This is a genomic window from Micromonospora sp. NPDC047521 (assembly GCF_055587305.1).
Map to the genome: position 1 here is coordinate 72,750 of NZ_JBVJGN010000007.1, position 24,309 is coordinate 97,058.

Annotated in this window: 22 protein-coding genes; 9 read left to right on the top strand and 13 right to left on the bottom strand. The window is 72.1% G+C overall.

Annotated features, from left to right (window positions below; translation table 11 throughout):
• The first annotated feature begins 57 nt into the window (after positions 1–57).
• The gene (locus ACZ6N8_RS17365; RefSeq protein WP_466011017.1) at positions 58–786 is read left to right on the top strand and encodes an HD domain-containing protein; all 729 of its coding nucleotides are present in this window, start codon (positions 58–60) and stop codon (positions 784–786) included.
• A 281-nt stretch (positions 787–1,067) separates the two neighbouring features.
• On the opposite strand, the gene ACZ6N8_RS17370 is transcribed toward ACZ6N8_RS17365, so the two are convergent.
• The 4 genes from ACZ6N8_RS17370 to ACZ6N8_RS17385 are packed head-to-tail and all read right to left on the bottom strand — an operon-like array spanning position 1,068 to position 3,268.
• Complete coding sequence (locus tag ACZ6N8_RS17370) at positions 1,068–1,376, bottom strand: barstar family protein (protein ID WP_466011018.1); 309 nt, start codon at positions 1,374–1,376, stop codon at positions 1,068–1,070.
• Positions 1,377–1,410: 34 nt separating this feature from the next.
• Positions 1,411–1,860, bottom strand: coding sequence for a ribonuclease domain-containing protein (locus tag ACZ6N8_RS17375; protein WP_466011019.1), 450 nt, complete (start codon positions 1,858–1,860; stop codon positions 1,411–1,413).
• Between the two features lie 59 nt (positions 1,861–1,919).
• Positions 1,920–3,149 (bottom strand): glycosyltransferase 87 family protein, encoded by a 1,230-nt coding sequence (locus ACZ6N8_RS17380; RefSeq protein WP_466011020.1) that lies wholly within the window; start codon positions 3,147–3,149, stop codon positions 1,920–1,922.
• Positions 3,146–3,268 (bottom strand): hypothetical protein, encoded by a 123-nt coding sequence (locus ACZ6N8_RS17385; RefSeq protein WP_466011022.1) that lies wholly within the window; start codon positions 3,266–3,268, stop codon positions 3,146–3,148. The genes ACZ6N8_RS17380 and ACZ6N8_RS17385 overlap by 4 nt, the downstream gene beginning before the upstream one ends.
• Before the next feature lie 45 nt (positions 3,269–3,313).
• Between ACZ6N8_RS17385 and ACZ6N8_RS17390 the strand changes: the two genes are divergently transcribed.
• From ACZ6N8_RS17390 to ACZ6N8_RS17410, 5 genes are all read left to right on the top strand, one after another.
• The gene (locus tag ACZ6N8_RS17390) at positions 3,314–4,120 is read left to right on the top strand and encodes a hypothetical protein (protein WP_466011024.1); all 807 of its coding nucleotides are present in this window, start codon (positions 3,314–3,316) and stop codon (positions 4,118–4,120) included.
• Positions 4,121–4,350: 230 nt separating this feature from the next.
• On the top strand, positions 4,351–4,914 hold the full coding sequence (locus ACZ6N8_RS17395) for a carboxymuconolactone decarboxylase family protein (protein WP_357989748.1): 564 nt from the start codon (positions 4,351–4,353) through the stop codon (positions 4,912–4,914).
• A 91-nt stretch (positions 4,915–5,005) separates the two neighbouring features.
• Positions 5,006–6,169 (top strand): M20 family metallopeptidase, encoded by a 1,164-nt coding sequence (locus ACZ6N8_RS17400; protein WP_466011025.1) that lies wholly within the window; start codon positions 5,006–5,008, stop codon positions 6,167–6,169.
• 47 nt (positions 6,170–6,216) lie between these two features.
• Positions 6,217–7,368 carry a carboxylate-amine ligase gene (locus tag ACZ6N8_RS17405; RefSeq protein ID WP_466011027.1) on the top strand — a complete coding sequence of 384 codons (1,152 nt, stop codon included), beginning with the start codon at positions 6,217–6,219 and terminating at the stop codon, positions 7,366–7,368.
• A 150-nt stretch (positions 7,369–7,518) separates the two neighbouring features.
• Complete coding sequence (locus ACZ6N8_RS17410) at positions 7,519–8,118, top strand: nitroreductase family protein (protein WP_466011401.1); 600 nt, start codon at positions 7,519–7,521, stop codon at positions 8,116–8,118.
• On the opposite strand, the gene ACZ6N8_RS17415 is transcribed toward ACZ6N8_RS17410, so the two are convergent.
• The 4 genes from ACZ6N8_RS17415 to ACZ6N8_RS17430 all read right to left on the bottom strand — a co-directional run bounded on the left by ACZ6N8_RS17415 (position 8,102) and on the right by ACZ6N8_RS17430 (position 13,383).
• Entirely contained in the window at positions 8,102–9,646 is a 1,545-nt protein-coding gene (locus ACZ6N8_RS17415) for an NAD(P)-binding domain-containing protein (RefSeq protein WP_466011029.1), read from the bottom strand. The genes ACZ6N8_RS17410 and ACZ6N8_RS17415 overlap by 17 nt on opposite strands.
• A gap of 149 nt (positions 9,647–9,795) precedes the next feature.
• The gene (locus ACZ6N8_RS17420) at positions 9,796–10,380 is read right to left on the bottom strand and encodes a hypothetical protein (protein WP_466011031.1); all 585 of its coding nucleotides are present in this window, start codon (positions 10,378–10,380) and stop codon (positions 9,796–9,798) included.
• Positions 10,381–10,437: 57 nt separating this feature from the next.
• Positions 10,438–11,391, bottom strand: a complete 954-nt coding sequence (locus tag ACZ6N8_RS17425) for an endonuclease domain-containing protein (RefSeq protein WP_466011032.1) — start codon at positions 11,389–11,391, stop codon at positions 10,438–10,440.
• Positions 11,392–11,604: 213 nt separating this feature from the next.
• On the bottom strand, positions 11,605–13,383 hold the full coding sequence (locus ACZ6N8_RS17430; protein ID WP_466011034.1) for an ABC transporter ATP-binding protein: 1,779 nt from the start codon (positions 13,381–13,383) through the stop codon (positions 11,605–11,607).
• 96 nt (positions 13,384–13,479) lie between these two features.
• Between ACZ6N8_RS17430 and ACZ6N8_RS17435 the strand changes: the two genes are divergently transcribed.
• A complete protein-coding gene (locus ACZ6N8_RS17435) occupies positions 13,480–13,911 on the top strand; it encodes a MarR family winged helix-turn-helix transcriptional regulator (protein ID WP_364364406.1) in 432 nt (143 codons plus the stop codon).
• A 118-nt stretch (positions 13,912–14,029) separates the two neighbouring features.
• Positions 14,030–15,814, top strand: coding sequence for an N-acetylglutaminylglutamine amidotransferase (locus tag ACZ6N8_RS17440; RefSeq protein WP_466011036.1), 1,785 nt, complete (start codon positions 14,030–14,032; stop codon positions 15,812–15,814).
• Positions 15,815–15,826: 12 nt separating this feature from the next.
• Here ACZ6N8_RS17440 and ACZ6N8_RS17445 read toward each other — a convergent pair whose 3' ends face one another.
• From ACZ6N8_RS17445 to ACZ6N8_RS17455, 3 genes are all read right to left on the bottom strand, one after another.
• A complete protein-coding gene (locus ACZ6N8_RS17445; RefSeq protein ID WP_466011038.1) occupies positions 15,827–16,960 on the bottom strand; it encodes a carboxylate-amine ligase in 1,134 nt (377 codons plus the stop codon).
• A gap of 66 nt (positions 16,961–17,026) precedes the next feature.
• A complete protein-coding gene (locus ACZ6N8_RS17450; RefSeq protein WP_466011040.1) occupies positions 17,027–18,235 on the bottom strand; it encodes an RNA polymerase sigma factor in 1,209 nt (402 codons plus the stop codon).
• Between the two features lie 2 nt (positions 18,236–18,237).
• Positions 18,238–18,594, bottom strand: a complete 357-nt coding sequence (locus ACZ6N8_RS17455; protein ID WP_466011042.1) for a YciI family protein — start codon at positions 18,592–18,594, stop codon at positions 18,238–18,240.
• Between the two features lie 179 nt (positions 18,595–18,773).
• On the opposite strand from ACZ6N8_RS17455, the gene ACZ6N8_RS17460 reads away from it, so the two are divergent.
• Positions 18,774–20,096, top strand: coding sequence for a flavin monoamine oxidase family protein (locus tag ACZ6N8_RS17460; RefSeq protein ID WP_466011043.1), 1,323 nt, complete (start codon positions 18,774–18,776; stop codon positions 20,094–20,096).
• Positions 20,097–20,207: 111 nt separating this feature from the next.
• Here ACZ6N8_RS17460 and ACZ6N8_RS17465 read toward each other — a convergent pair whose 3' ends face one another.
• Both ACZ6N8_RS17465 and ACZ6N8_RS17470 read right to left on the bottom strand, forming a co-directional pair.
• A complete protein-coding gene (locus tag ACZ6N8_RS17465) occupies positions 20,208–22,841 on the bottom strand; it encodes a discoidin domain-containing protein (protein ID WP_466011045.1) in 2,634 nt (877 codons plus the stop codon).
• 229 nt (positions 22,842–23,070) lie between these two features.
• Entirely contained in the window at positions 23,071–24,270 is a 1,200-nt protein-coding gene (locus ACZ6N8_RS17470; RefSeq protein ID WP_466011047.1) for an ROK family transcriptional regulator, read from the bottom strand.
• Between the last annotated feature and the right edge of the window lie 39 nt (positions 24,271–24,309).

Consider the following 24,309-nt stretch of genomic DNA (forward strand, 5'->3'; position numbering starts at 1 on the left):
AGCCGAACCACCCGTGCCGGGGTCATCGATGTGCTGAAGATCGGCTATAAGTGACGCATGGACTTCCCGCCGCACCTGGGCAGCATGCCGATGCACGCGATCACGGAGATCCACGGTGAGCCGGGTCTGCTGGAACGCTTCCGGCTGGAGATCCAGCAGTTCGACGCCGACGCCCGCGCGAGGCTCACCGCCGCGCTGGGCCTCGCGGCCGACCTGCACCGCGACGACCGCCGGGTGCGCGAGCCGTACCTGAACCACCTGCTGCGTGTGGCCATCCGGTTGATGCACCACTACCAGGTGCGCGACGTGGACGTGATCGTCGCCGGTCTGCTGCACGACTCGGTCGAGGACCATCCGGCCGAGCTGGCCGACGGCGAGGCGGGCACCGACCAGACCGAGGCCGCGCTGAACGCGCTCGCCGCGCGGTTCGGGCCGCGGGTGGCCGCGCTGGTCGCCGCCGTCACCAACCCGGCGTACGACCCGGAGCGTGACCGGAACACCCAGTACCGGGAGCACCTGGCGGTCAGCCTGGAGCGGGAGCCGTGGGCGCGGGTGATCAAGGTGTCGGACTTCACCGACAACGGCGTCGGGGTGATCCACACGGTCGGGCCGAAGGTGGTCTCCTCGGCCCGCAAGTACCGGCCGCTGGTGCCGCTGTTCCGCGATCTGGTCGGCCGGCCGGACACCCCGCTGTCGCCGGCGGTGAAGCGGCACATCTTCGGCCAGCTCGACCTGGCCGAGGAGCGGTTCAGCGCCATCCTGGACCAGCCTGCCCGCCCTTCCTGACCAGGTCAGGGCATCACCGGGTTCTGCGACACGTCCTCAGATCCCGGGGATACCCCCGGCCGTCCGGCCGGACTGTCGGGAACCCAGCACCCGCACAGCTCGCTCGGTCGCCTGGGGAGGGTGGGGCCGGCGCGCGGCCGTGTTACTCGGGAGAGCGATATACCTCGGAGTCATAGTCATACCTGGGAGTCATGACGCTGATCCGGACACGTGCCGCGAGCCACCGGGAAATGCGCGCCGCCGCGGACCGGGAGCACGCGAGACGTGAGCCGTGAGGCCGGTCAGGAGCGCAGCACGACACGCAGGGGGTGCGGGGCGGTGCTGGTGAGGTCGTCGAGCACGGCGAGCAGCAGGGCGTACTGATCGGCGGGCTCGTCGGCGAGCAGCTGACCGGCGTCGGTGACCAGCAGGGTGAGGGGGCCGGCGTCCAGCCGGTCCCGGAGCACGTCGGCGAGGGCGTCCCAGGTGTTCCCCAGGTAGGCCGGCAGAGCCAGCGCCCCGGCCAGCGCGGCGAACAGCGCGGGCCGGGTCCGGGCCGCCGCCCCGGCCAGCACCACCGCGCCGGCCCACCCGTCGTCCTCATCGATCATCACGTGCCTCCCGGACCGGCCGGCCACCGGTAGGTCAGAGCCGGTAGAAGTCGGTGTAGTGGTTGGGCGAGAACCAGGTGACCCCGGTGCTGCGGTTCACCACGATCCGGTACGCGTCGCGGGCCGCGCCCTGGGTGCGCGGGTAGACGTCGTACTCGTAGTAGGTGGCGTTGGTGGGCAGTTGTCCCTCGTAGTTGTAGAACCGGCCGCCGGCGAAGTTGGACAGCCCTCCGCTCCAGGAATACCAGCCCCGACTGGTGGGGAAGCCCTTGGCGGACCATCCCGAGCGGGCGGTACGGGCGTCGGCGCAGCGGCTGACGGTGCACGAGCTGTAGACCGCCGCCGAGGCGGACTCGGTCAGCCGGGGGGCCACCACGGACGGGCCGACCAGCGCGGCGGCGACCATGGCGAGGAGCAGGGCGACGGTGGTGGTACGCCGGCGGATCGCGCCGAGCGTGGCCAGCGGGGACACGGGGGTGGACACAGGTTGCCTCCAGACCATCCAATCCATCGATCCGCGTGACTGTCGGATCGGACCCAGTCTCACCGTTGGCGGTCGACGGCGACACCCCTTCGCGGCACAACGCCTCCACAATGCTCGGTGAACCCCGGATGATCCGCCCCCGCGGCCCGTCCCACCGGCAGGAGCACGAGCATTCCGACACTCACCCACAGGTACGCGTTCGCGCCGACGAAACCCACAGGCCCGGCCCAGCCGCTGCTGAACATCCAGACCAGCCCGCTGCACAGCACCACGTACGCGGCAGCGACGCCGCCCAGCCGCCAACGCGCCGCCCGGTCCACCGGCGGCCAGGGCAGCGTCGACGCGACGAGCACCACCAGCCCCGGCACCAGCCACACCAGGTGATGCACCCAGGTGATCGGGCTGAGCAGGCACGCGGCGACACCTGTCAACGCGAAACCGGCAGGCTCGTCGCCCAGCCGCACGGCCCGGCGCACCCGCACCACCCACACCGCCAACACGGCGACGGCCAGCACCAGCCACAGTCGCCGGTCCGGGTGCGCCGGGTCGAGCCGGGCCACCAGGCCGAGCAGCGACTGGTTCGCCACGTTCTCCAACCGCCCGATCCGGTCGGTGTCCCACAGCGTGTCGGTGAAGAACGTCCGGCTGGCCCGCGGGGCGAGCACCACCGCGAGGACTGTGGCGCCGACGGCGCTGGCCACTGCCGTACCCGCCGCCCGCCACCTCCCGGTGACCAGCAGGTACCCGACGAAGACCGCCGGGGTGAGCTTCACCGCCGTTGCCAGCCCGGTGCCGATGCCGGCCAGCCGACTGCCCCGCTCCAGCAGCCACAGGTCCAGATAGACGAGCGCCACCAGCAGCAGGTTGACCTGCCCGAAGCCCACGGTGTCCCGGACCGGGTTCAGCCCCGCGAGCAGGCAGCACGTCAACGCGAGCGCGTACCAGCGGCTCCAGCCGTGTCGCCGCGCCAACGGGTCCACCAGCAGGCGCAGCAGGAACGCGACGGCCAGCACGGTGAGCAGCAGATGCGCCACGATCGTCGGATACCAGGCCAGTGCCGCCATCGGTGACATGCTGACCGCGGCGAACGGCGGATAGGTGAAGCCATACCCGTTGTGGGTGGTCCAGCCGTACAGGTCGCCGCCGCGCACCCAGTGCCCGACCGCGCCGTGGTAGACCCCGACGTCGAACCAGCCCCGACGCCCGGGGAGCATCGCGATCACCACCGCCAGCACGGTGACCAGGCCGACCACCGTCGCCACCCGCCGCCCGGTCCGCAGTCTGCTCACCCGGTCACCAACAGCCCCAGCGTCATCGCCTCATTGTGCGCGCCGGCGACCGGTTGCAGGGACGAGAAGGTCACGCGGGCGACCCCGCCGTGCGGCGTGGCGGCGGACATATCGGTCACCTGTTGTTAGCGTGGCGTGCGGATCCGTGACCATGGAGGGGTGCCATGACGGACGCCCCCGATGGGAGGCCGAGACCCGCGGACCAGTGGCGGCAGCGCGGCGTACGCGGGCTCGCCGTCGTCCGCGACGTGAGCGTCCGTGGGTGGCGGTGGTGGGCGCGAAGCTGGGACCGGCTGGTCGCGGCCCTCCAGGACGAGGCTCCCGTGGGGTCCGGGGCCGACCCGTCGCCGCCCGGCCCCCTCGTCGAACAACGCGACGCGCCCCGGCTGATCACCGTCCCGGCCCGAGGCTACGTGTACTCGTTCCACGTCCGCGCCACGTTCGCCTGGTCGTCGCCCGCGAGCCTGCGCTCCGAGGTGCTGAGCTGGTACGTGCAGTACTTCCAGCCCCACGCGATCCAACGGCTGACCCGGCTCGCCGCCGACGCCGCCCGGGACCTGCCGCCACACCGGGCGGGCGACCTGGAGGTGGCGTTGCAGCAGGCTCTCGCCGAGGATCCGGAGTGGACCTACCGACGGGGCGAGATCACCATCACCTGCCGGCCCGACGCCGCCGTCCGACTCGACGACCGCATCATGCCGGCGCTCCAGCCGCACGTCGACCGGATGGTGAAGCTGGAGTACCAGTTCGACGAGCAGATGCGCAGAGCCCGGTACGCCGAGGAGTTGAGTCGACGATGGGTCGCGCTCCTCGGCGACGACGCCGACGACCAGGAGGTGGCCGACGCCCGCAACCACCTGCTCGGCACCCAACGCGAAGCCGCACGATGGATCACCGAACTGCTCCACAACCACAACGAACACCCGGACCCGGTGAACGCCCCGCCCCAACGCCGCCCCACCGCCTCCTGATTCGCCACTTCCATCCAGGGAACGGGACCTGCGGGCGTTCCTCCGCGCCCGGCTTGGACGCCGACGGACATGTCGGCCGATCGATGAAAACAGCACGAAGGAAGGAACACGAACGACGTACGGGATGAGATCGTGACTGCACGGCGTCTGCCGCGCCGTCCCCATCGGACAGTCGTCCGCGCTGAGGCGTCGTCCGGTCGGGCCCGGTCAACGGTTGGAGGACATGTCACATGGCGCACATCGATCTCGGGGTCGACGAGAAGCAGTTCCCCGGCATCACCGGTCCGATGATGTACCGTCCGGAGACCGCGAAGCCACTCAACGAGCTGGCCGAGGTGCTGTTGCGTTCCCCGAACTCGCTTCCGGCAGGTGAGCGGGAGCTGATCGCGGCGTACGTGTCCGGGCGTAACGAGTGCACGTTCTGCTGTGCGTCGCACTCGGCGTTCGCGGCGGCGCAGCTCGACGAGGGCATGGACCTCGTCGACCAGGTACGCGCGGACCTCGACAGCGCTCCGATCTCAGCCAAGCTGCGGGCGCTGCTGCGCATCGCGGGCGCGGTGCAGATCAGCGGCCGGAACGTCACTGCCGAGCTGGTCGAGAGCGCCCGCGCCCAGGGTGCCACCGACGTGGAGATCCACGACACGGTTCTGATCGCCGCCGCGTTCTGCATGTTCAACAGGTACGTCGACGGTCTGGGGACCTTCGCGCCGACCGGTCAGGACGCGTACGCCGAGACGACCCGCCGGATCATCGAGGTCGGTTACGGGGCGGCGGCCCGACCTCCGGCAGCCTGAGCACGGTCGAGGGTGACCGCTGTCCGTTCCCTCTGCAACTGTCGATGGAGATGCCTGGCCAGGCCCATCAGCCGTGCAGTCGGAGGGACCGATGGATCACCCACGCAGTCTGCTGAACGTCGCTGAGCGGCTTCACACCGACATGGTCGACCGGCTGGGCACGCTCGTCGCACGCGAGTCGGCACCTGGCTCGTTGCCCCATCTGGAGTCCTGTGCCGACCTGCTCGCCCGCTGGGGGCAGGAGGTGCTCGGCCGGCCGGCCCGTCGGGTCGTGGTGGACGGCCTGCCACACCTGCTGTGGCCGGCCGTCGACCAGCGGGTGCTGCTGCTCGGCCACTTCGACACCGTGTTCCCGGTCGGGACGATCGGGTCCCGGCCGTTCACCGTCAGTGGGGATGTCGCGACCGGGCCGGGCGTGTGCGACATGAAGGCCGGCATCGTGCAGATGTTCACGGCGCTGCGCCTGGTCGGCGACACCTCGACTGTCGGTGTGCTGCTCACCTGCGACGAGGAGTCCGGGTCCGTCACGTCACGGCCGCTCATCGAACGGGAGGCGCGGCGTTCGGGCGCGGTTCTCGTCCTGGAGGCGGCCACCCCTGACGGGCACGTGAAGGTCGCCCGCAAGGGTGGGTCGGTCTACCGCCTGATCGTCTCCGGTCGCGCCGCGCACGCGGGCGTGGAGCCGCAGCGCGGGGTGAACGCCACGGTCGAGGTCGCCCACCAGGTGCTCTCACTGGGCGCGCTCGGCGCGGCGGACAGCGGCGGCACCTCGGTCACCCCGACCCTGCTCTCGGCGGGCACGACGACGAACACGGTGCCCGAGCGCGCCAGCCTGGCGGTGGACGTGCGGGCCTGGACCACTGACGAGCTGGAACGCGTCGACAGCGCCATCCGTGAGCTGGTGCCGGTCCTGCCCGAGGCGACGCTCGACGTGCAGGGCGGGATCAACCGCTATCCGATGTCCGCGGAGTTGTCGCGGCCGCTGCTGGAACTGGCCCAGGCGATCGCCGGCCAGCTGGGCATCACAGGCCTCGTCGGCGCGTACGCCGCCGGCGCGTCCGACGGCAACTTCACCGCCGCGTTGGGCGTACCGACGCTTGACGGACTGGGCGCGGTCGGCGGTGGGGCGCACTCCGCCGAGGAGTACGTCTGCCTGGACCGGATGCCCGAGCGGACCGCGCTGCTGGCCGGGCTCGTCGAGGCGCTGTCCAACATGGAGCGTTTCGGATCGCGACCCATCGACGAGATCCCGTAACGTGCTCACTGCCGGCGAACGACCGGCAGCGAGGGGTCATCGTCGGCATGACTACGGGACAGCGTTCGGCATCGTCAATTCCCCTGCTCGGCGTCGAGGAGGAGTTCCTCGTGGTCGACGCCGACCGGGGCGAGGTCGTGCCGCGGGCGGCGACTGTCGTGGACGGCGCCCGCCCGACGCTCGGCGCCCGGGTCGGTGGTGAGATCACCAAGCTCCAGGTGGAGACGCGCACCGACCCGTGCCTGAGTGTCGACGACCTCTCGGCGCAGCTCGCCGACTGTCGCGCCGCCGTGCAGCGCGCGGCCGGCTCGGCGGGCCTGCGGGTGATCGCCAGCGGCTCGCCGGTGCTCGGCTGTGCCGTGCCGCCGCCCATCACGGAGGGCCCGCGCCAGGACCAGGGCACCGCCACCTTCCGTGGGCTGCACGACGAGTTGGCGATCTGCGCCGTGCACGTCCACGTGCAGGAGCCCGACCGGGATCGCGCCGTGCTGATCGGCAACCACCTGCGCGAGCACCTGCCGGTGTTCGTGGCCCTGATGGCCAACTCGCCCTACTGGTCCGAGCGCGACACGGGCTACGCGAGTTGGCGGACCGTCACGTGGGGGCGCTGGCCGGTGGCCGGCCCGCCGCCGTTCCTGCGGTCCGCGCGGGAGTACGACGACCACGTGGACATGCTGCTCGACGCGGGCGCGCTGGTCGACCACGGCACGATCTTCTGGGATCTACGCCTGTCGAGGACCCACCCCACGATCGAGGTACGGGTCGCCGACGTACCCCTGACGTCCGTCGAGTCGGCGGCGCTCGCCGCCCTGGTGCGCGCCCTGGTGGTCGTTGCCGGGGAGGCTGTCGACAGGGGCGACGAGGGGCCGGAGTTGAGCGCGGAGCTGATGCGGCTCGCGTACTGGCGGGCCGCCCGCGACGGGATGGGCGGCCACGGCGTGGACGTCGGCACCGGCCGGCTGCTGCCGGCGGCGGTCCTCGCCGATCGGCTTGTCGAGCGCGCCGGACCGGCGCTGGACGAGGCGGGCGACCGTGAGCGGGTGGAGGCCTGGCGCAAGGGGCTGACGGCGGACGGTGACGGCGCGACGCGTCAGCGGGCCGCCGCGGCACGGCGCGGACGACTGACCGACGTGGTCGACGACATCGCAGCCTGGACCGCGCCCGGTGTGCTGACGGGCGAAGAGAGCACGCGGGCGTAAGGACAGGCGGCCCGTTCTCCGCGATGCTGGAGGCGGCCGGGCGGCCCCGCCGTGACCCGGCACACCCGATCGAGGGAGGCCACACAGGTGAACGACGCGGACCTGCTACCCACGGTCCCCATCCGGCACCGGCGACGGCCTCCGGCGGAGATGGTGCGCGAGGTGGAGGCGTTCGCCGACCGGATGGCGCAGCGCCGTTCGGTGCGGGACTTCGCCAGCGATCCGCTGCCCGAGGGGGTGGTCGAGGCGGCGGTGCGGGCCGCGTCGACCGCGCCCAGCGGCGCCAACATCCAGCCGTGGCGGTTCGTCGTGCTCACCGACCCGGCCCGCAAGCGCCGCCTCCGCGAGGCCGCGGAGGCCGAGGAACGGGAGTTCTACGACCGCCGCGCGTCGAAGGAGTGGCTCGGTGCGATCGCCGGGCTCGGCACCGACTGGCGCAAGCCGTTCCTGGAGACCGCACCGGCGGTCATCGTCGTGTTCGAGGTGCACCAGGGCCCCAACAGCCCGAAGCCTTACTACGTCAAGGAGTCCGTCGGAATCGCGGTCGGCTTGCTGATCACCGCGCTGCACCACGCCGGTCTGGTCACGCTCACCCACACGCCCAGCCCGATGCGGTTCCTCAACGAGGTGTGTGAGCGGCCGCCGGAGGAACGCCCCTACGTGGTGATGCCCGTCGGGTATCCCGCGCCGGACGCCCACGTCCCGGACCTGACCCGCAAACCCCTCGACGAGGTCATGGTGCGCTGGTGAGGTCCGCGCCCAGGAACTCGACAAGCGGCTCGACGTGCCGGTCCGGGCGTCGCCACTCGGCCAGCAGGTCCTCCAGCAGGTGCTGCTCGGCGAGCAGCTCGGCGCCGCGGTAGCGCCGGATCACCGGATGGATGAAGGCGCTCTCCCGGGCCCGGTCGGGGGTCGGGTGCCGCTCGATGGCGAAGACGTCGCCGTAGTCGTCGCGGCCCCAGCGCAACGCCAGGGTGTACCACTGGGTCGCGTCCGCGAAGCGCTCCACGGCGTAGTCCTCAGGCAGGTCCTCGTAGTGGTGGAAGTCGCCCGTCGCGTCGTCGCGGACGAAGACGTCACACAGGTATTCGAACTGGGTCCACAGCGCCGAGGACCAGTTGACGCGGTCCAGCATCAGCTTGGCAAGCGAGGCGGCGTCGGCGGGCGTCGTCGCGTACGACAGCGGCACGCCGTCGTACCGCTCCCGCAGGATCCGGGTGAACGTGCGCAGGTTGTACCGGAAGCCGTCGATGAAGGGCGACGACGCGTGCTTGACGTCCCGGGCCTGGGCGATGGTGCCGGCGAAGTACAGGCCGTCGACGTTGCTGGACTGCCAGTCGGGGCGTAGCCCCGGCATCCGGCCGTCGCGCACCATGTCCGGGTGGGCCGTCTCGTCGAACAGGCTCGTGTCCATCCGGAAACCGGTGCACCTCAGGACCGTGTGGTAGTCGAGTTCGGCGGTCTCACCCTGCGCGTGGGTGTACGTGATCGACACCCGGAACCGCCCGTCGACGGGTCGGATCTCGTCGATGGTGCAGTCCAGCACCGAGTGCAGGGTCTTGAACTGGTAGCTGTCGAGGATCGCGCCGTACTGGCCCCGCACGTCGCCGGGGTGTTTGGTGTTCCAGGCGAGGCGCAGGGGCTGCCGGCTGGCGAGGTGCACCATGGACGCACGGCCGAGGATTGACGACGCGGTCTCGAAGGCGGAGTTGCCCTTGCCGATGATCAGCACACGCTGGTCCTCGTACGCGGCGGGGTCGACGACCATGTCCTCGTACCCGATGGCGTGTTCGATGCCCTTGATGGCCGGCACGAACGGCTTGCCCCAGCCGGTCGCGACGACGAGGCAGCGCGCCCGCACCTCCCCCTGGTCGGTGCTCACCGTGAAACCGTCGCCGGTACGGGTGATCCGCTCGACTGTCGTGCCGAAGCGGATGTTGAGCTGGTGCACGCGTTGGAACTGGGCGAGGTAGCGGACCAGGTCGTCGGCGCCCGGCAGGTACTCCTTGCTGAATCGCGGGAACAGCAGGTCCGGGTCGTCGTTGAGCAGCGAGTTCCAGTCCCAGCGCAGGCGGATCTCCGGGTCGTCGCTGTCGGTGTGGACCTTGTTCAGCGAGATGAGCCGGCGGTGTCGGGGGAACCGCCGGAAGAAGTCACCGGGCTGGTCGCCGCGTTCGAGGGTCAGGTAGTCGGCACCCTGCTGCTGGAGGTAGTAGCTCAGTTGGAGTCCGGCAGGTCCCGCGCCGACGATGACGTACCGGTGTTCGCTGCTGACCATCCTGCGGCCCTTCGACGGAGTGATGATCCATCGACCATGGGATGCCAAGCGATCTATGTCAATCCCGTTCGCCGGACGAGGACCGCCAACCCCGCACCCACACACCGTCTGCCGGCAGGCAGGGTAGAGCCGCAACCCAGGTGGATACGTCAGCCGTCATCGGTGATCATCCTGCCAGCGGACCCCGCGGCTGTCCGGCCCGTGAGCGCCCGACGCAGCGCGGCGGACTGCTCGACCGACCCACCTCGGACGCCGAGGCTCTGGCGGGCCGCCCGGTAGTAGCCGTCCCGCGCCTCGTCGACGTGGGCGAGTTGCTCCGAGATGTCCTTTGGCGCCTTGGCGATCCCGCGGGCAATCCGCTCCAGCCGCCAGATCGCGTCGCGCCAGTTCGCGGCGGCCAGGACCGTCGACTCGTCGCCGAGAAGCAGCAGGTTTTCCCACACGATGGTGCGTCGCGCGTCCGACTCGGCGAGCTGGGCGAGGCCTTCCTCCCGGTCGATCGGGTGGCTGTAGGACCCGGGCCGCAGATGGGCGGTCATCCGCAGCGCCACCGCATGGCTCTTCTTCAGGGCGTGCGCGTACTCGACGTACGCGTCGAGGCGTCGCTCGTCCCAGCGCACGCTCTGGCTACGCCGCCACCGGGCGCGATCGGCGAGCGAGGTGGCGAGGATCGTCCCCAAGGTGCCGACCAGCACGCCGAGGAGCGCCGGAAGCTGCGTCAGAAGCGTGCCCACCCCGCCGAGGCTGCCAGGACCGCGCAAACCCAACCACCCCGCGCGACGCGCCGTCCGTCAGACCGCACGGCGCGTCGCGAGGATCGCCAAGGTCTCCCGGCGTACGTCGTCCGCCTCGTTGACCAGGCGGCGATGAGCGAAGCGGACCACCAGGATTCCGACGGTCGCCAACAGAGCGTCCCGGCGCAGGTCGGCCTCCCGTTGGCGGGAGTCGCCATGGGTGGTGGCGCCGTCGAGTTCGATGTTGACCCGTTCCCGCTCTGCGAACATGTCGAGGTACACCGTGCGCCGCTCGATACGCACGCGCACCTGCCGGCGGAACTCCGGCATGGTCGGGCCGGTGAAGACGTGCTCGTGGCCCCAGATCTCCAGCGGGCTGCGACATCCCTCGCCGAGCCTGGTCAGCAGGATCCGCAACGCTGCCCGGTCGGTCAGCTTGGGCACGTTGGTGAGGGCGATCGTCAGCCGATCGGGGGTGGTCAGCCAGTCGTTCACCGCCCGGATCACCGGCGCCCGTCGCTCGGCGGGCGGCAGGATCGGCCACGAGTCGATGATGGACTGCTCCAGGCGGGTCACCGTCAGCCCTCTGCGGACGACCACGTGCGGCGGCTCGATGATGAGACCACTGCGCCGGTGCACCACCACTCCCGGGCGCGACCGTATGCCGGCGTTGACCGGTGCGCTGAGGTGCAGTGGCTCGTTGGCAGTCGGCGCGTACAGGCCCCATCGGGCCAGTGCGCTGACATGGCTGAGTGCGGCGCAACCCCGTGCCCATGCGAGAGCCGCGAGCGGGGCGACGCTCGGGTCGAGCCGCATCAGGACCGGGGTGCCCGCCCGACTGTGCACCAAGTGCGCCGCCACGAAAACCTCCGGCAGCACCCGTACCAATTCACCGCCGCGGCAGGCATGCTCCAGCGTCCACTCCGGCACCACCTGTGTCGCCGCCGCGCGGGTCACCAGCCCTCCGGACCGTGTCACAAGTTCCCGCAGCACCGAGTTCACACCCCGCACCGTGCGGCTCCGCCCCCGAGGGCCGCAAGGACCCCCGTCGGCTTCTGTGGATGGCGCTCCCCATGTGGAAAACCCCACGTGCGACCACGTTCTGCTAGCCCTCGACGATCGGTGGCAGCTCAGCAGCGCAGCTCCCGGCTTGTCGTGTCGCCCAACCGCCAACGATCAAGAGGGCGGAATGATCAAGAGAGGCGATCACTCGGGGCGGCGTGGTCAGGCGGCCAGTGTGGCGTAGCGGCCGTTGCGGTCCAGCAGGCTGTCGTGGTCGCCGGTCTCGACGATGCGGCCGTGGTCGAGCACCGCGATCTGGTCGGCGTCACGGATCGTGGACAGCCGGTGGGCGATGGTGATCGTGGTGCGCCCCTCGGCGAGCGCGTCGAAGGCCCGTTGCACGGCGCGTTCGGTCTCGGTGTCCAGCGCGCTGGTGGCCTCGTCGAGGACCAGGACGCGCGGGTCACGCAGCAGCGTACGGGCGATGGCCAGGCGTTGCTTCTCCCCGCCGGAGAACCGGTGGCCGCGCGAGCCGACGACCGTGTCGTACCCGTCGGGCAGCCCGGCGATGAGCTCGTGGATCTGGGCGGCGCGGGCCGCGTCCTCGATCTCGGCGTCGGTGGCGTCCGGGCGGGCGTAGCGCAGGTTCTCCCGCACCGTCGTGTGCAGCAGGTACGTCTCCTGGCTGACCACGCCGACGATGGAGGCCAGGTCGGCCAGGCGCAGGTCCCGCAGGTCGACACCGTCGATGGTGACCCGGCCGGCGTTCGGGTCGTGCAGCCGGCTGATCAGCCCGGCGAGGGTGCTCTTGCCCGAGCCGGTCTCGCCGACCAGGGCGAGGCTGGTGCCGGCGGGCACGTCGAGGGTGATCCCGGCGAGCGCGGCGGTGTCGCTGCTCGGGTAGCCGAAGGTGACGTCCTCCAGTCGCAGGTGCCCCCGGACCCGGGTGGGGTCGATGCGGACCGGCTCGGCGGGGTCGGCCACGTCGACCGGCAGGTCGAGGTATTCGAAGATCCGGGCGAACAGCGCCAGCGACGCGGTGAGCGAGACGCCCACGTTGAGCAGGCCCATCAGCGGTCGGAACAGCCCACCCTGCAGGGCCGTGAAGGCGACGAGGGTGCCGATGCTCAGCGTGCCGGCGGCGCCGGGCAGGCCGGCGGCGAGGTAGATGACCGCGGGTACGGCGGCGAAGATGATGCTCATCGAGGCCATCCGCCAGCGGCCGGCCAGCTCGCTGCGCAACTCCAGGTCGACAAGGCGCTCCGACGAGGCGGTGAACCGGTCGATGAGCGCGGGGCCGGTGCCGAGGGTCTTGGCGAGCTGTACGCCGCTTATCGACAGGCCCTCCTCGACCGTGACGTTGAGGTCGGCGAGTTCGCGCTGGCGCTGGGCGGTGATCTCGCGGCGCATCCGGGCGACCCGGCGGGTGAGCCAGATGGCCGGTGGGAGCACGACGAGGGAGACCAGGGAGAGCTGCCAGGACAGGGCGATCATGGCGACGGCGGTGGCGACAACTGTGGTGAGGTTGGCCGCGACGGCGGTGGCGGTGGAGGTGACCACCGACTGCATTCCGCCGATGTCGTTGGTGATCCGGGACTGCACCTCGCCGGTGCGGGTGCGGGTGAAGAAGCCGAGCGACTGGCGCTGGAGGTGGCTGAAGACGTCGGTGCGCAGCCGGTGCATGACCCGCTGCCCGACCTGGGTGGAGATCCAGGTCTGCACGACGCCGAGGGCGGAGGTCACCGCCGCGACGGCGACCATGCCGAGGACCAGCCAGACCAGCAGTGTCACGTCGCCCTGCGGAAGGGCAGTGTCGATCGTCTCTCGCAGCAGGAACGGACTGGCCATCGCGATGATCGAGGAGAGCACGATGATCGCGGTGACGGCCGCCAGCGCGGGTCGGTGGGGGGTGAACAGGCGGCCGATGCGGCGCAGGGACACCTGGCGGGCCTGGGCCTTCTCTTCGTCGCTGACGGTGCGGTGGCCGCGGTCGCGGCCCATGGGGGTGGGTTCCAAAGGGGCACTGCCTTTCGTGGGTGACATGCTGAGGTTACCTCAACATGAGGGTACAACCGGATCGGCTGCTACCGTATTCCGGTGATCGGGGACACCGCCGACAGCGCGGACGACGAGAGCCTGGCGGAGACGTTCTGGGCCGTCGCGTCCCGTCTGCGCCGTCAGACGCGGGATTCGCTGGCGCCCTGGGATGTCACGCCCAGCCAGTCCCGGGCCCTCGGCGTGCTGGCCCGCCACGGCGAGGTACGCCCCGGCACCCTCGCCGAGCACCTGCGCATCGCGCCCCGCTCGGCCACCGAGGTCATCGACGACCTCCAGGCCCGAGGGCTCGTCGAGCGCCGACCCGACCCGGCCGACCGGCGGGCGACCCTGGTCGCCCTCACCGAGGAGGGCGACCGGATCAGCACCGCCATCCGGGCCGCCCGCCGAGCCGAGGCCGACCGCTTCTTCGGCCACCTGCCCGACGCCGACCGCGCCGAACTGGCCCGCATCCTGCGCACCCTTCGCGCATAACCGCGCCGCGCGCGGGTAGCCAGCCGCCCCGTTCGTTCGCCGGACCCCCGCCACCACCAGCCGGGGATACGCGACAGGAGGCGCTCATGTCTGCCCTGAACCACCACCACACCACCTGATGTGCGGGATCAGCGGGGAGGCGCGGTTCGACGGCCGGCAACCCGACGCGGCGGCGGTCACCCGGATGACCGAGGCGATGCGCTCGCGCGGCCCGGACGACGAGGGGTTGTTCACCGACGGCTGGGTGACCCTCGGGCACCGCCGGCTCACCATCATCGACCTGTCCGACGCGGGCGGACAGCCCATGGTCCGCGAGGACCTGGGTCTGGCGCTGGTCTTCAACGGGTGCGTCTACAACTACCCGGAACTGCGCGAGGAGCTCCAGAACGCCGGGTACACCTTCGGATCCACAAGCGACACCGAGGTGATCCTGGTGGCGTACGCGCACTGGGGTGAGCGGTTCGTCGACCACCTGGTCGGCATGTTCGCGATCGGGCTGGTGGACCGGAACCGGCGGCGCCTCGTCCTGGCCCGCGACCGGCTCGGCATCAAACCGCTCTACCTCGCCGAGACGCCCGGACGGCTGCGGTTCGCCTCCACCCTGCCCGCGCTGCTGCGTGCCGGCGACGTGGACACCGGCATCGACCCGGTGGCCCTGCACCACTACCTGTCCTGGCACTCCATCGTCCCCGCGCCGAGGACCGTGCTGCGCGGCGTCCGCAAGCTGCCGCCGGCCACCCTGCGGGTGATCGAGGCGGACGGGCGCAGCCGCGAGGAGGTGTACTGGCGGCCCGACTACGTCCGCGAGCCGGCCGACGCGGGGATGGACGCCGCCGAGTGGCGGGACGCCGTCGGGGACGCCCTGCGCACCTCGGTACGCCGACGGCTGGTCGCCGACGTGCCGGTGGGGGTGCTGCTCTCCGGCGGGCTGGACTCCAGCCTCATCGTGGCACTGCTCGCCGAGGCCGGCCAGGAGCACCTGCGCACCTTCAGCATCGGCTTCGACAGCCGGGGCGACGAGTCCGGCGACGAGTTCCACTACTCCGACCTGGTGGCCCGGGCGTACGACACCGACCACCACCGGATCCGGCTCGCCGACGACGACCTGGTGCCCGCCGTACGCCGTGCCGTGCTGGCGATGACCGAGCCGATGGGCAGCCACGACGTGGTCGCCTTCCACCTGCTGTCCGAGCAGGTGGCGCGGCACGTGAAGGTGGCCCAGTCGGGTCAGGGCGCGGACGAGGTGTTCGCCGGTTACGGCTACCACCAGCCGCTCATCGAGGCGCCCCGGCACAGCGCCGCCGAGACGTTCGCCGCCGCGTTCTTCGACCGGGACCACGACGAGCTGCGCCGCATCGTCGGCCCGGCGTACGCGCTGGAGCACGACGCCAGCCGGGACCTGCTCACCGAACACCTCGCCGCGCCCGGGGCGCAGACGGCGCTGGACGCCGTGCTGCGCCTGGACACCCACCTGATGCTGCCCGACGACCCGGTCAAGAGGGTGGACAGCATGAGCATGGCGTGGGGCCTGGAGGTGCGCACCCCGTTCCTCGACCAGGACCTGGTGACCCTCGCGGCGCACTGCCCGCCGCAGCACAAGGTGGCCCAGGGCGGAAAGGGCGTCCTCAAGGAGGTCGCCCGGCAGGTCCTGCCGGCCGAGGTGATCGACAGGCCGAAGGGCTACTTCCCGGTGCCGGCGCTGCGCAACGTGGACGGTCCCGTCCGCGAGGTGGTCGCCGAGGCGTTGCAGGCGCCGGCGGCCCGCGAGCGCGGGCTGTTCCGCGGCGAGTACGTGGCGCGGTTGCTCGCCGAGCCGGACCGGGCCGAGGCGGCAGCCGGCAGCAACAAGTTGTGGCAGCTGGGTCTGCTGGAGCTGTGGCTCCAGACCCACGACATTCGCTGAGCGCCGGGAAGGTCAGCCGGCGGCGGTGCGGGCGGCGAGGTCGTCGATGACGGCACGCAGGTCGCCGGTGCGCTCCAGCACCCGACGCTGCCGGGTCGCGCCGGTGCCGTCGCGGCGCAGCCGGGCCAGTTGCGCCAGCACGTACCCCAGGTCGCCGTGGCACAGCAGGGCCGGCGCGATCACCGCCATCAGGTCGTCGACCAGCTCCCAGGCGGGCCGGGCGCCGCCGGCGCGCAGGTCGATGAGGTCGCCGTCGAGGCCGTCGTGGGCGGCCCGCCAGTGCGCCGCGGCGACCAGGCAGTCCCGCACGGGCGGGGCGGTCACACCGGCGCGTACGTCGTCGGCGAGGGTCGCGACGAGGGACCGGACCAGCGCGGCGACAAGCACCGTGTCGTCCACGTCCGGGCAGACGTCGCCGACGCGCACCTCCACCGTCGGGTACGCCGACGACGGCCGGGCGTACCAGTAGACCATCGCGGCGTCGAGCATGATGCCGGCGGCGATCAGCTCGTTCACGGTGCGGTCGTAGTCGGCGGCGGAGTCGAAGTACGGCGTCGGTCCGATGCTGGGCCAGCGTTCCAGCTGCATCGACCGCCAGCTGGCGTGACCGGTGTCGTACCCGTCGTGCAGCGGCGAGTTGGTGGTGATCGCCTGCACCACGGGCAGCCACACCCGTAGGTGGTTGCAGACCTGCACGGCCAGCTCCCGGTCGGGCAGCCCGACGTGCACGTGGCAGCCGCAGACCGCCGGGTCGTGCGCCACCGGCCCGTACCGGCGCGACATCGCGTGGTAGCGCGGCTCGTCGGGCACCGTCCGGTGCGGCTCGGCCAGCGGGGTGGCGCCCACCGCCACCAGTCGCGCGCCGGCCGACCGGGCGGCCTCGACGGCGGAGCGGCGCAGCGTCACCAGGTGCGCGCGCAGTTCGGTGAGGTCGGCGCAGACCGGGCTGACCATCTCCACCATGCTGTGCCGGAACTCCTGGCGGCTCTGGTCGCGGGCTGGCCCACGCAGTGCGGCGAGCACCTGGTCGGCCACCGGCAGGTTCCGGCCGCTGTCCGGGTCGATCAGCAGGTACTCCTCCTCGACGCCGAGCGTGAGGGTGGACAGGTCCGGCACGGTGGCGACGACGGTCGAGCGGTACGCCATGTCCCCTCCCCCATCCACTGCTGCGGCGGCGCCTCGGTTTCCCGGCCGCCCGCGCGGCAAACGCGCTCAGACCCCCGCCAGGGCCGCCGCGCGTGCGGTGAGGAAGGCCCGTTCGGCCGCGTTGTCCGTCCGGGCGGCAGCTGTCCGGTACGCCTCGACGGCCTCCCCGCTGCGGCCGACCCGGGCCAGCAGGTCGGCGCGGACCGCGTGGTACACGTGGTAGCCGGCCAGGTCGAGGCGGTCCACCTCGGCCAGCGCGACCGCCGCGCCTGCCACCTCGGCGAGCGCGACGGCCCGGTTCAGCGCCACCACCGGGCCGGGGGCAGCCACCGTGAGCTGGTCGTACAGCGCAAGGATCTGCGCCCAGTCGGTGTCGGCGGCGCGCTCGGCGACGCTGTGCACGGCGGCGATCGCGGCCTGGATCTGGTACGGGCCGGGCCGGCCCCGACGCAGGCAGCGGCGTACCAGTGTCCGGCCCTCGGCGCTCAGGGCGGTGTCCCACAGGCCTCGGTCCTGCTCGGGTAGCGGCACCAGGTCGCCCTCGGCGGTGGTCCGCGCCGGACGGCGGGATTCGGTGAGCAGCATCAGCGCGAGCAGGCCGAGCGCCTCCGGCTCGTCGGGCATCAGCTCGACCAGCAGGCGGGCCAGACGGATCGCCTCGGCGCACAGCTCGGCGCGGACCAGGTGCCGTCCGCCGCTGGCCGTGTGCCCCTCGTTGAAGATCAGGTAGAGCACCGCGAGGACGGCGTGCAGCCGGTCGGGCAGGTCGACGTCGCGGGGCACCCGGTACGGGATGCCCGCGTTGCGGATCTTCGACTTGGCGCGGACCAGCCGCTGCGCCATCGTCGGCTCGGGCACCAGGAAGGCGCGGGCGATCTCGGCGGTGCTCAGGCCGCCGAGCAGGCGCAGGGTGAGGGCGACCCGGGCGGTCGGGGCGAGCGCCGGATGGCAGCAGGTGAAGATCAGACGTAGCCGGTCGTCACGCACCGGTCCCTCCTCGCCGGGTGGGTCGGCGGCGTACAGCAGTGCCGCCTGGGTGTGCCGGTCGGCCCGGGTCGCCTCCCGGCGCCGCCTGTCGATGGCCCGGTTCCGGGCCGTGGTGATGATCCACCCGGCGGGGCTGGGCGGCGGGCCGGTTCGCGGCCACTGCGCCACCGCCACGGTGAAGGCGTCCTGGACGGCCTCCTCGGCAAGGTCGATGTCGCCGAGGAGGCGCACCAGGACGGCGACCGCGCGGCCGTACTCCGCGCGGAACACCGCCTCCACGTCGGGCACGGTCAGTTCCCGGTCCCACCCTGGAAGGGGCGGACCTCGATCGGCAGGGTGGTGGCCAGCGCATAGCGGCGACCCCAGTGCAGCGCGGCGTCCAGGTCCGGCACGTCGATGATGGTGATGCCGCCCAGGTACTCCTTGCCCTCCACGAACGGCCCGTCGGTGATGAGGACCTCGCCGTCGCGGGGGCGCAGCACGGTGGCCGTCTCCGGGCCGTGCAGGCCCTGCCCGAAGACCCACGACCCGGTGGACGCCAACTCGTCGCGCAGCTCGCCGAGCTGGCGCATCACCCCGGCCAGGAACTCCGGGTCCGGTGGCAGCTCGCCCTGCGGCTGGTGAAGGCTGAGCAGGTACAACGTCATCGGTCCTCCTCGTGGGCGGCCGGCCCGTCGCCGACCTCTCATCCTCCACACGATCGGCCGCCGCCCGAATCGACACGTCTGTGGAAAATTCCCGGCGGCCGGGCCGGCCCAGCCCGGTGGCGCGGTGCCGCGACCGCGGCCGCCAGCCATACCCGCCACGGTTGCGGGTAGAAGCCGGTGTGGCCGACGGCATCCGGGTGGTCGTGGTCGGGGCCGGCTTCTCCGGTCTCGCCGCCGCGCTCGCGCTCGCCCGGGCCGGCGCCGACGTGCGGGTTGTCGAGGCCCGCGACCGGGTCGGCGGACGGGTGCTGACCCGATGGCTGCCCGACGGCACCCAGCTCGACCTGGGCGCGCAGTGGATCGGACCGACCCAGGACCGGATGTACGCCCTGGTCGCCGAGCACGGACTGACCACCTTCGCGTCCGCGGCGGTCGGCGTACCGACCCTGCTCTGGGCCGGTCGACGTCGGGCCGAGCCGCCGGCGCAGGCCGCTCGGGTGCTCGGCCTGCTCGACGAGTACGCCGCACGACTGGACCCGGCCGCCCCCTGGCAGGCGCCGGAGGCCGCGCGGTGGGACCGGACCACCCTCGGCGCCTGGCTGGACACCACTGCCGGGGACTGCGACACCGCCGCCTACCTGGGGCGGCTGCTCGCCGGCGGGCTGCTGGCCACCGGCGCGGACGAGGTGTCCCTGCTGCACCTGCTGTTCTACCTGCGCAGCGCCGGTGGCACCGGGCCGCTGCTGGGCATGGCCGGCGGTGCCCAGCAGGACCGGATCGTGGGCGGGCCGGCGCTGCTGGCCGAGCGGATGGCCGCCGCCCTGCCGCCGGGGGCGCTGTCGCTGGCCACGCCGGTGCGGGCGATCGAGCAGAACGTCGACGGGGTGACCGTGCGCACGGACACCGGACGCGTCGACGGCGACGCGGTGGTCGTCGCCGTCGCGCCGGCGCTTGCCGGACGGATCCGGTACGACCCGCCGCTGCCCGCCCTGCGCGACGGGCTGACCCAGCGGATGCCGATGGGGTCGGCGTTGAAGGTGCACGCCGTCTACCCGGAACCGTTCTGGCGTGCCGACGGTCTCTCCGGCGTGGCGACCAGCAGCGCCGGACCGCTCACCGAGACGGTCGACAACTCCCTCCCGGGCTCGCCACTCGGGGTGCTGACCGGATTCAGCTACTCCTCGGATGCCGCCGCGCTGCGCGAGATGTCCCCCGAGCAGCGTCGACGCTGCGTACTGGACGCGTTCTCGGCCGTCATCGGGCCGCGTGCCACCGACCCGGTGGACCTCGTCGAGTACGACTGGTCGGCCGACCCGTGGACCCGTGGCTGCTTCGGCGGCGCGCTCACCCCTGGCACCTGGCGGGCGTACGGCCCCTCCTTGCGGGCACCCGTCGGGCGGGTGCACTGGGCGGGCACCGAGACGGCGACCCGTTGGAGCGGCTACCTGGAGGGCGCGGTGCGCGCCGGTGAGCGGGCGGCGTCCGAGGTGCTGACGCGGTGACCGGCACGACCGAGGCCGGCCCGGTCTCGGCGGGACCGGGCCGGCTCGGCCCTCGGTGCGACAGGCGCCGACCCGGTCCGTGGGACGATCAGGTCGGCGCGGGCGCCCGGGTCAGGGGTAGGTGGTCAGGTACACCGTCTGGTTGGCCGCGTTCGCGGTGCCACCGGCGTTGTTGATCACCCGGTTGATGGTGCCGACGCCACCGAGCGAGACGGTGACCATGTTCGTGAAGCGCACGTTCGGGTTGACGGGCACCTCGAACGACCGCTCCTCGACCACCGCGGGATTGACGTTGAAGTAGCTGTAGCTGCCCAGTCCGAACGCCTGGTGGCTGGTCACCGAGTCGGCAACCTTGTACGCGGCGTACCCCCGGGTCGATCCGTTCATCCAGGCCGCCTGGTTGGGCGGGTCGTACGGCAGTTCGTTCTGGTAGAAGTACGTCCGGCCGCCGTTGCCGTTCCAGATGGTCTGGTACTTCTGGTAGTGCTCGACGAAGAGGCCGTACATGGTGACGTTGTCGCCGTTGACGGTGAGCCCGGTGTCGGCGGTGTTCAGCGTCCACCCGGTGGGCACGCCGCTGGCCGCGTGGTCGGCCCGCCACAGCCACATGTGGTCGCCGATCACGTTGTCGCTGTTGACGGTCAACGTGTTGGTGGCCTTGCCGACGTGGGGTCCGCCGATGCGGAAGAACACGTCGTGCAGCGACGTCGGATTGCTGGCGTGGCTCGCGGCCGACCCGGACGGCCCGACCTCCATGAGCACCGGCGAGTTCGTGGTGCCGGCCTCGAACATCAGCCCGGCGACCTTGACGCCGTCCACGTCGGCCACCCGCATCCCGACGCTGCCGTTGTCGGCCTGGATGGTGGCCAGGCCCAGGCCGAGGATGACCGTGTCGGCCCGGTTGACCTGGATCGGCTCGGTGACGTGGTGCACGCCCGGGGTGAAGAGCAGGTGCCGTCCCTGGGCGAGGGCCGCGTTGATGGTGGCGGCGCTGGTGCCGGGCTGGACGACGTAGAACTGCGACAGCGAGATGGACGAGCCGGCCGGGGTCTTGTTGTACCAGCTCGTGCCCGTGGAGTTGGTGCGCAGCGCCGGCACGAAGACGCGGTACTCACCGCTGCCGTCGACGTACAGGAACGGCTTCTCGCGGACCTGCGGGGTCTGCGCGATGACTGTGTGCGACGGGTTGGGGAAGCTCGGCGCCGGAGCGCCGACGACGCCCTGGAAGACCATGTTCCACACCGAGCCGGTCCAGCCGTTGCCGAACTCACTGTTGCGCGAGTACCACTGCTGCTGCGAGCCGGAGACGACCAGTCCGTCGACGCGGGTGTCGGCCAGCAGACCGCCGCTGGACCAGCCGTCGCCGCCGTTCCAGAGCTGGATCTGGTTCTGCGCGCCGCGCAGGTGCATCCGCCGGTACGGCGCGGCCTGGGACACCGCCCAGCGTTCCACGGTCTGCCCGGCGGGCAGGGTGACCGAGAGGTTCTCGGCGGCCCGCCAGAAGTTCTGGGTGGCGTTGCCGCCCATCCAGAACGCCTCGGTGCGGACGTGGCCGTTGAGGTTGACGTCGTCGGGGCTCATGCCGAGGCCGGCGACCTGGGTGAAGAAGCCGAGGTTGACGTCGGCCGTGTAGGTGCCCGGCTTGAACAGCACGGCGTACCGCTGCGGGCCGAACTGGTTGGTCTCCTGCTGGGTGAAGAGGGTGTTCAGTCGACTCTGGATGGTCGAGGTCGGCGTGCTGGGGTCGAAGACGAACGTGTTCGACCCGAGGTTGGGGTTGTACGGGTCGGTGGTGCCGACCGGGGGCTCGCTGGTGCCGCCCGTGGTGTTGACCGCCAGCTCCCACAGCGAGTAGCCGTACGTGGTGCCCCGGGCGGTGCCGTACATCCGCAGGTAACGGCCACTGCCGCTGACGGTGAGGTTCTGCGTGCCGCCGGTGCCCGTGGTGGTCGAGTAGATCGTGGTCCAGGTGGTCCCGTCGGCCGAGGTCTGGAGTTGGAAGGCCCGAGCGTACGCGGCCTCCCAGGTGAGCGTCACCCGACAGATGGTGCGGGTGCTGCCGAGGTCGACGCGCAGCCACTGCGGGTCGCTGGCGGCGCTGGCCCAGCGGGTGCCCGGGTTGCCGTCGACGGCGGCGGACGCCGCGAGGCCCGCGTCCTGGGTGGACGAGGCGGTGGCCGGGCTGCCCTGCGCGACGTTGGTGCTGCCGCAGGTAGGCGTGCTGCCGCCGGTCCCGCCGTACACCTGGAACTCCCAGAGCGAGTAGCCGTAGCCGGTGCCCCGGGCGGTGCCGTACATCCGCACGTACCGGCCGGCGCCGGTGACGGTGAGGTTCTGGGTGCCGCCGGCGCCGGTGGTGGTCGAGTAGATGGTGGTCCAGGTGGCGCCGTCGTCGGAGGTCTGGAGCTGGAAGGCCCGCCCGTAGGCGCCCTCCCAGAGCAGGTTGACCTGGCTGATGGTGGCCCGTGCGCCCAGGTCGACCTGGAGCCACTGCGGGTCGCTGAAGGCGCTGGCCCAGCGGGTGCCGGTGTTGCCGTCGACCGCGGCGCCGGCCGGGGTGCCGGCGTTCTCGGTGGACGAGGCGGTGGCGGGACGGCCCTGGGAGAGCAGGGTGGGGGCGGCCTGCGCCGGGGTGGTGCCGCCGGTCGGCGTGAGCGCCGCGACCAGGGCCACGGTGAGCCCGACGAGCAGGTGCCGGACGGGACGCCGGGGACGCGAACGTACGGATGTAGCACGAGATGTCATGACATTGCCTGTCGCTAGGGGGTTACGGGGGTGCCGCGCGGATGGGATCGGCTCGCCCCGTGGCGCCGTGGGTGGTGCCGCCGATGCGGCGTCGCGGGTCGGAGAGCGCTTTCGTAGGAGTGTTGCGGCGAGATTGCGACGACGTCAAGACATCGATCTATAACTTTGTTATTTATCCCGAGGATGCTTTTTTGTGTAATTTGCTGGTCGGCCGCGCGGTCGCTCCCGCTCAGCGGCGGACGCCGCCCTCGGTGAGGAAGCGGGCGATCGGGAGCGTCGCCGCCCCCAGCGCCACCGCGTCCACGCCGAGCCGGCACAGCTCGATCGACGCCTGCTCGTACGGCTGGCGCAGCGCCTGCCGACCGGCCGCCTCGCGGACAGCCGGCAGCAGGTCGCCCAGCGCCATCGCCGCCCAGCCGCCGAGCACCACCCGCTGCGGGTTGAACAGGTTGATCAGGTTGGCCACCCCGGCACCCAGGTAGCCGGCTGTCTCGTCAAGCACCCGCCGGGCGGTGGCCGAGGTGTCCGCGGCGGCGACCAGGGCGGCGAGCTGGGACTCCTCGTCCTCGCCCGGCACCGCTCGCCCCCGACGCGCCTCCCGGTAGCGCTCGATGATCGCCTCCGCGCCCACGTACGCCTCCAGGCAGCCACGGGCACCGCACCGGCAGGCCCGGCCGCCGTACACCAGCGTGGTGTGTCCCCACTCCCCCGCGCTGCTGGACGCCCCCCGGTAGGTGGCGCCGTTGGTCACCACCGACGCGCCAACCCCGGAGCCGACAAGCGCGAAGACGGCGTGCCGGGCACCGCGCCCGGCGCCGAACCACATCTCGGCCTGACCGAGGGTCTTCGCGCCGTTGTCGATGTGCAGCGGCAGGTCGGTGCCCGCGCTGATCAGGCGTTCCAGCGGCACCCGGTCCCAGCCGAGGGCCTGGGCGTGCACGACAGCCTCGACGCCCTGCTCGACGACACCGGAGACACCGATGCCGACGCCGAGCACGTCGGCGGGGGCCACGCCGGCCTCCCCGGTCACCGCGTCGATGCCGGCCAGCACGTGCCCGGCCACGACGTCCGGCTCGGTCCGCGCCGGGTCGAGCGGGTACTCGATGCTGGCCAGCAGGGTCATCGCGAAGTCGAACAGCTCGACGCGGACCCGGGTCTCGCCGACGTCCACGCCGACCACGAACGCGAAGCGGGGCGCGATCCGCAGCAGCATGCTGGGCCGGCCACCGTCGGACTCGGCGGCTCCCGCCTCGGCGACCAGCCCCTCGTCGATCAGGTCGGCCACCACGTTGCTCACCGCCGGCTGGCTGAGCCCGGTGCTGCGCACCAGGTCCTGACGGGTGAGCGGACCGTCGAGGAAGAGCCTGGTCAGCAGGGCGGACCTGTTGCGCAGCCGCACGCTGCGGTTGGTGGCACGCGCCAGCTCCACTCGTCACCTCGTTCCCGTCGGCCGTTCGAGGCGACTGTA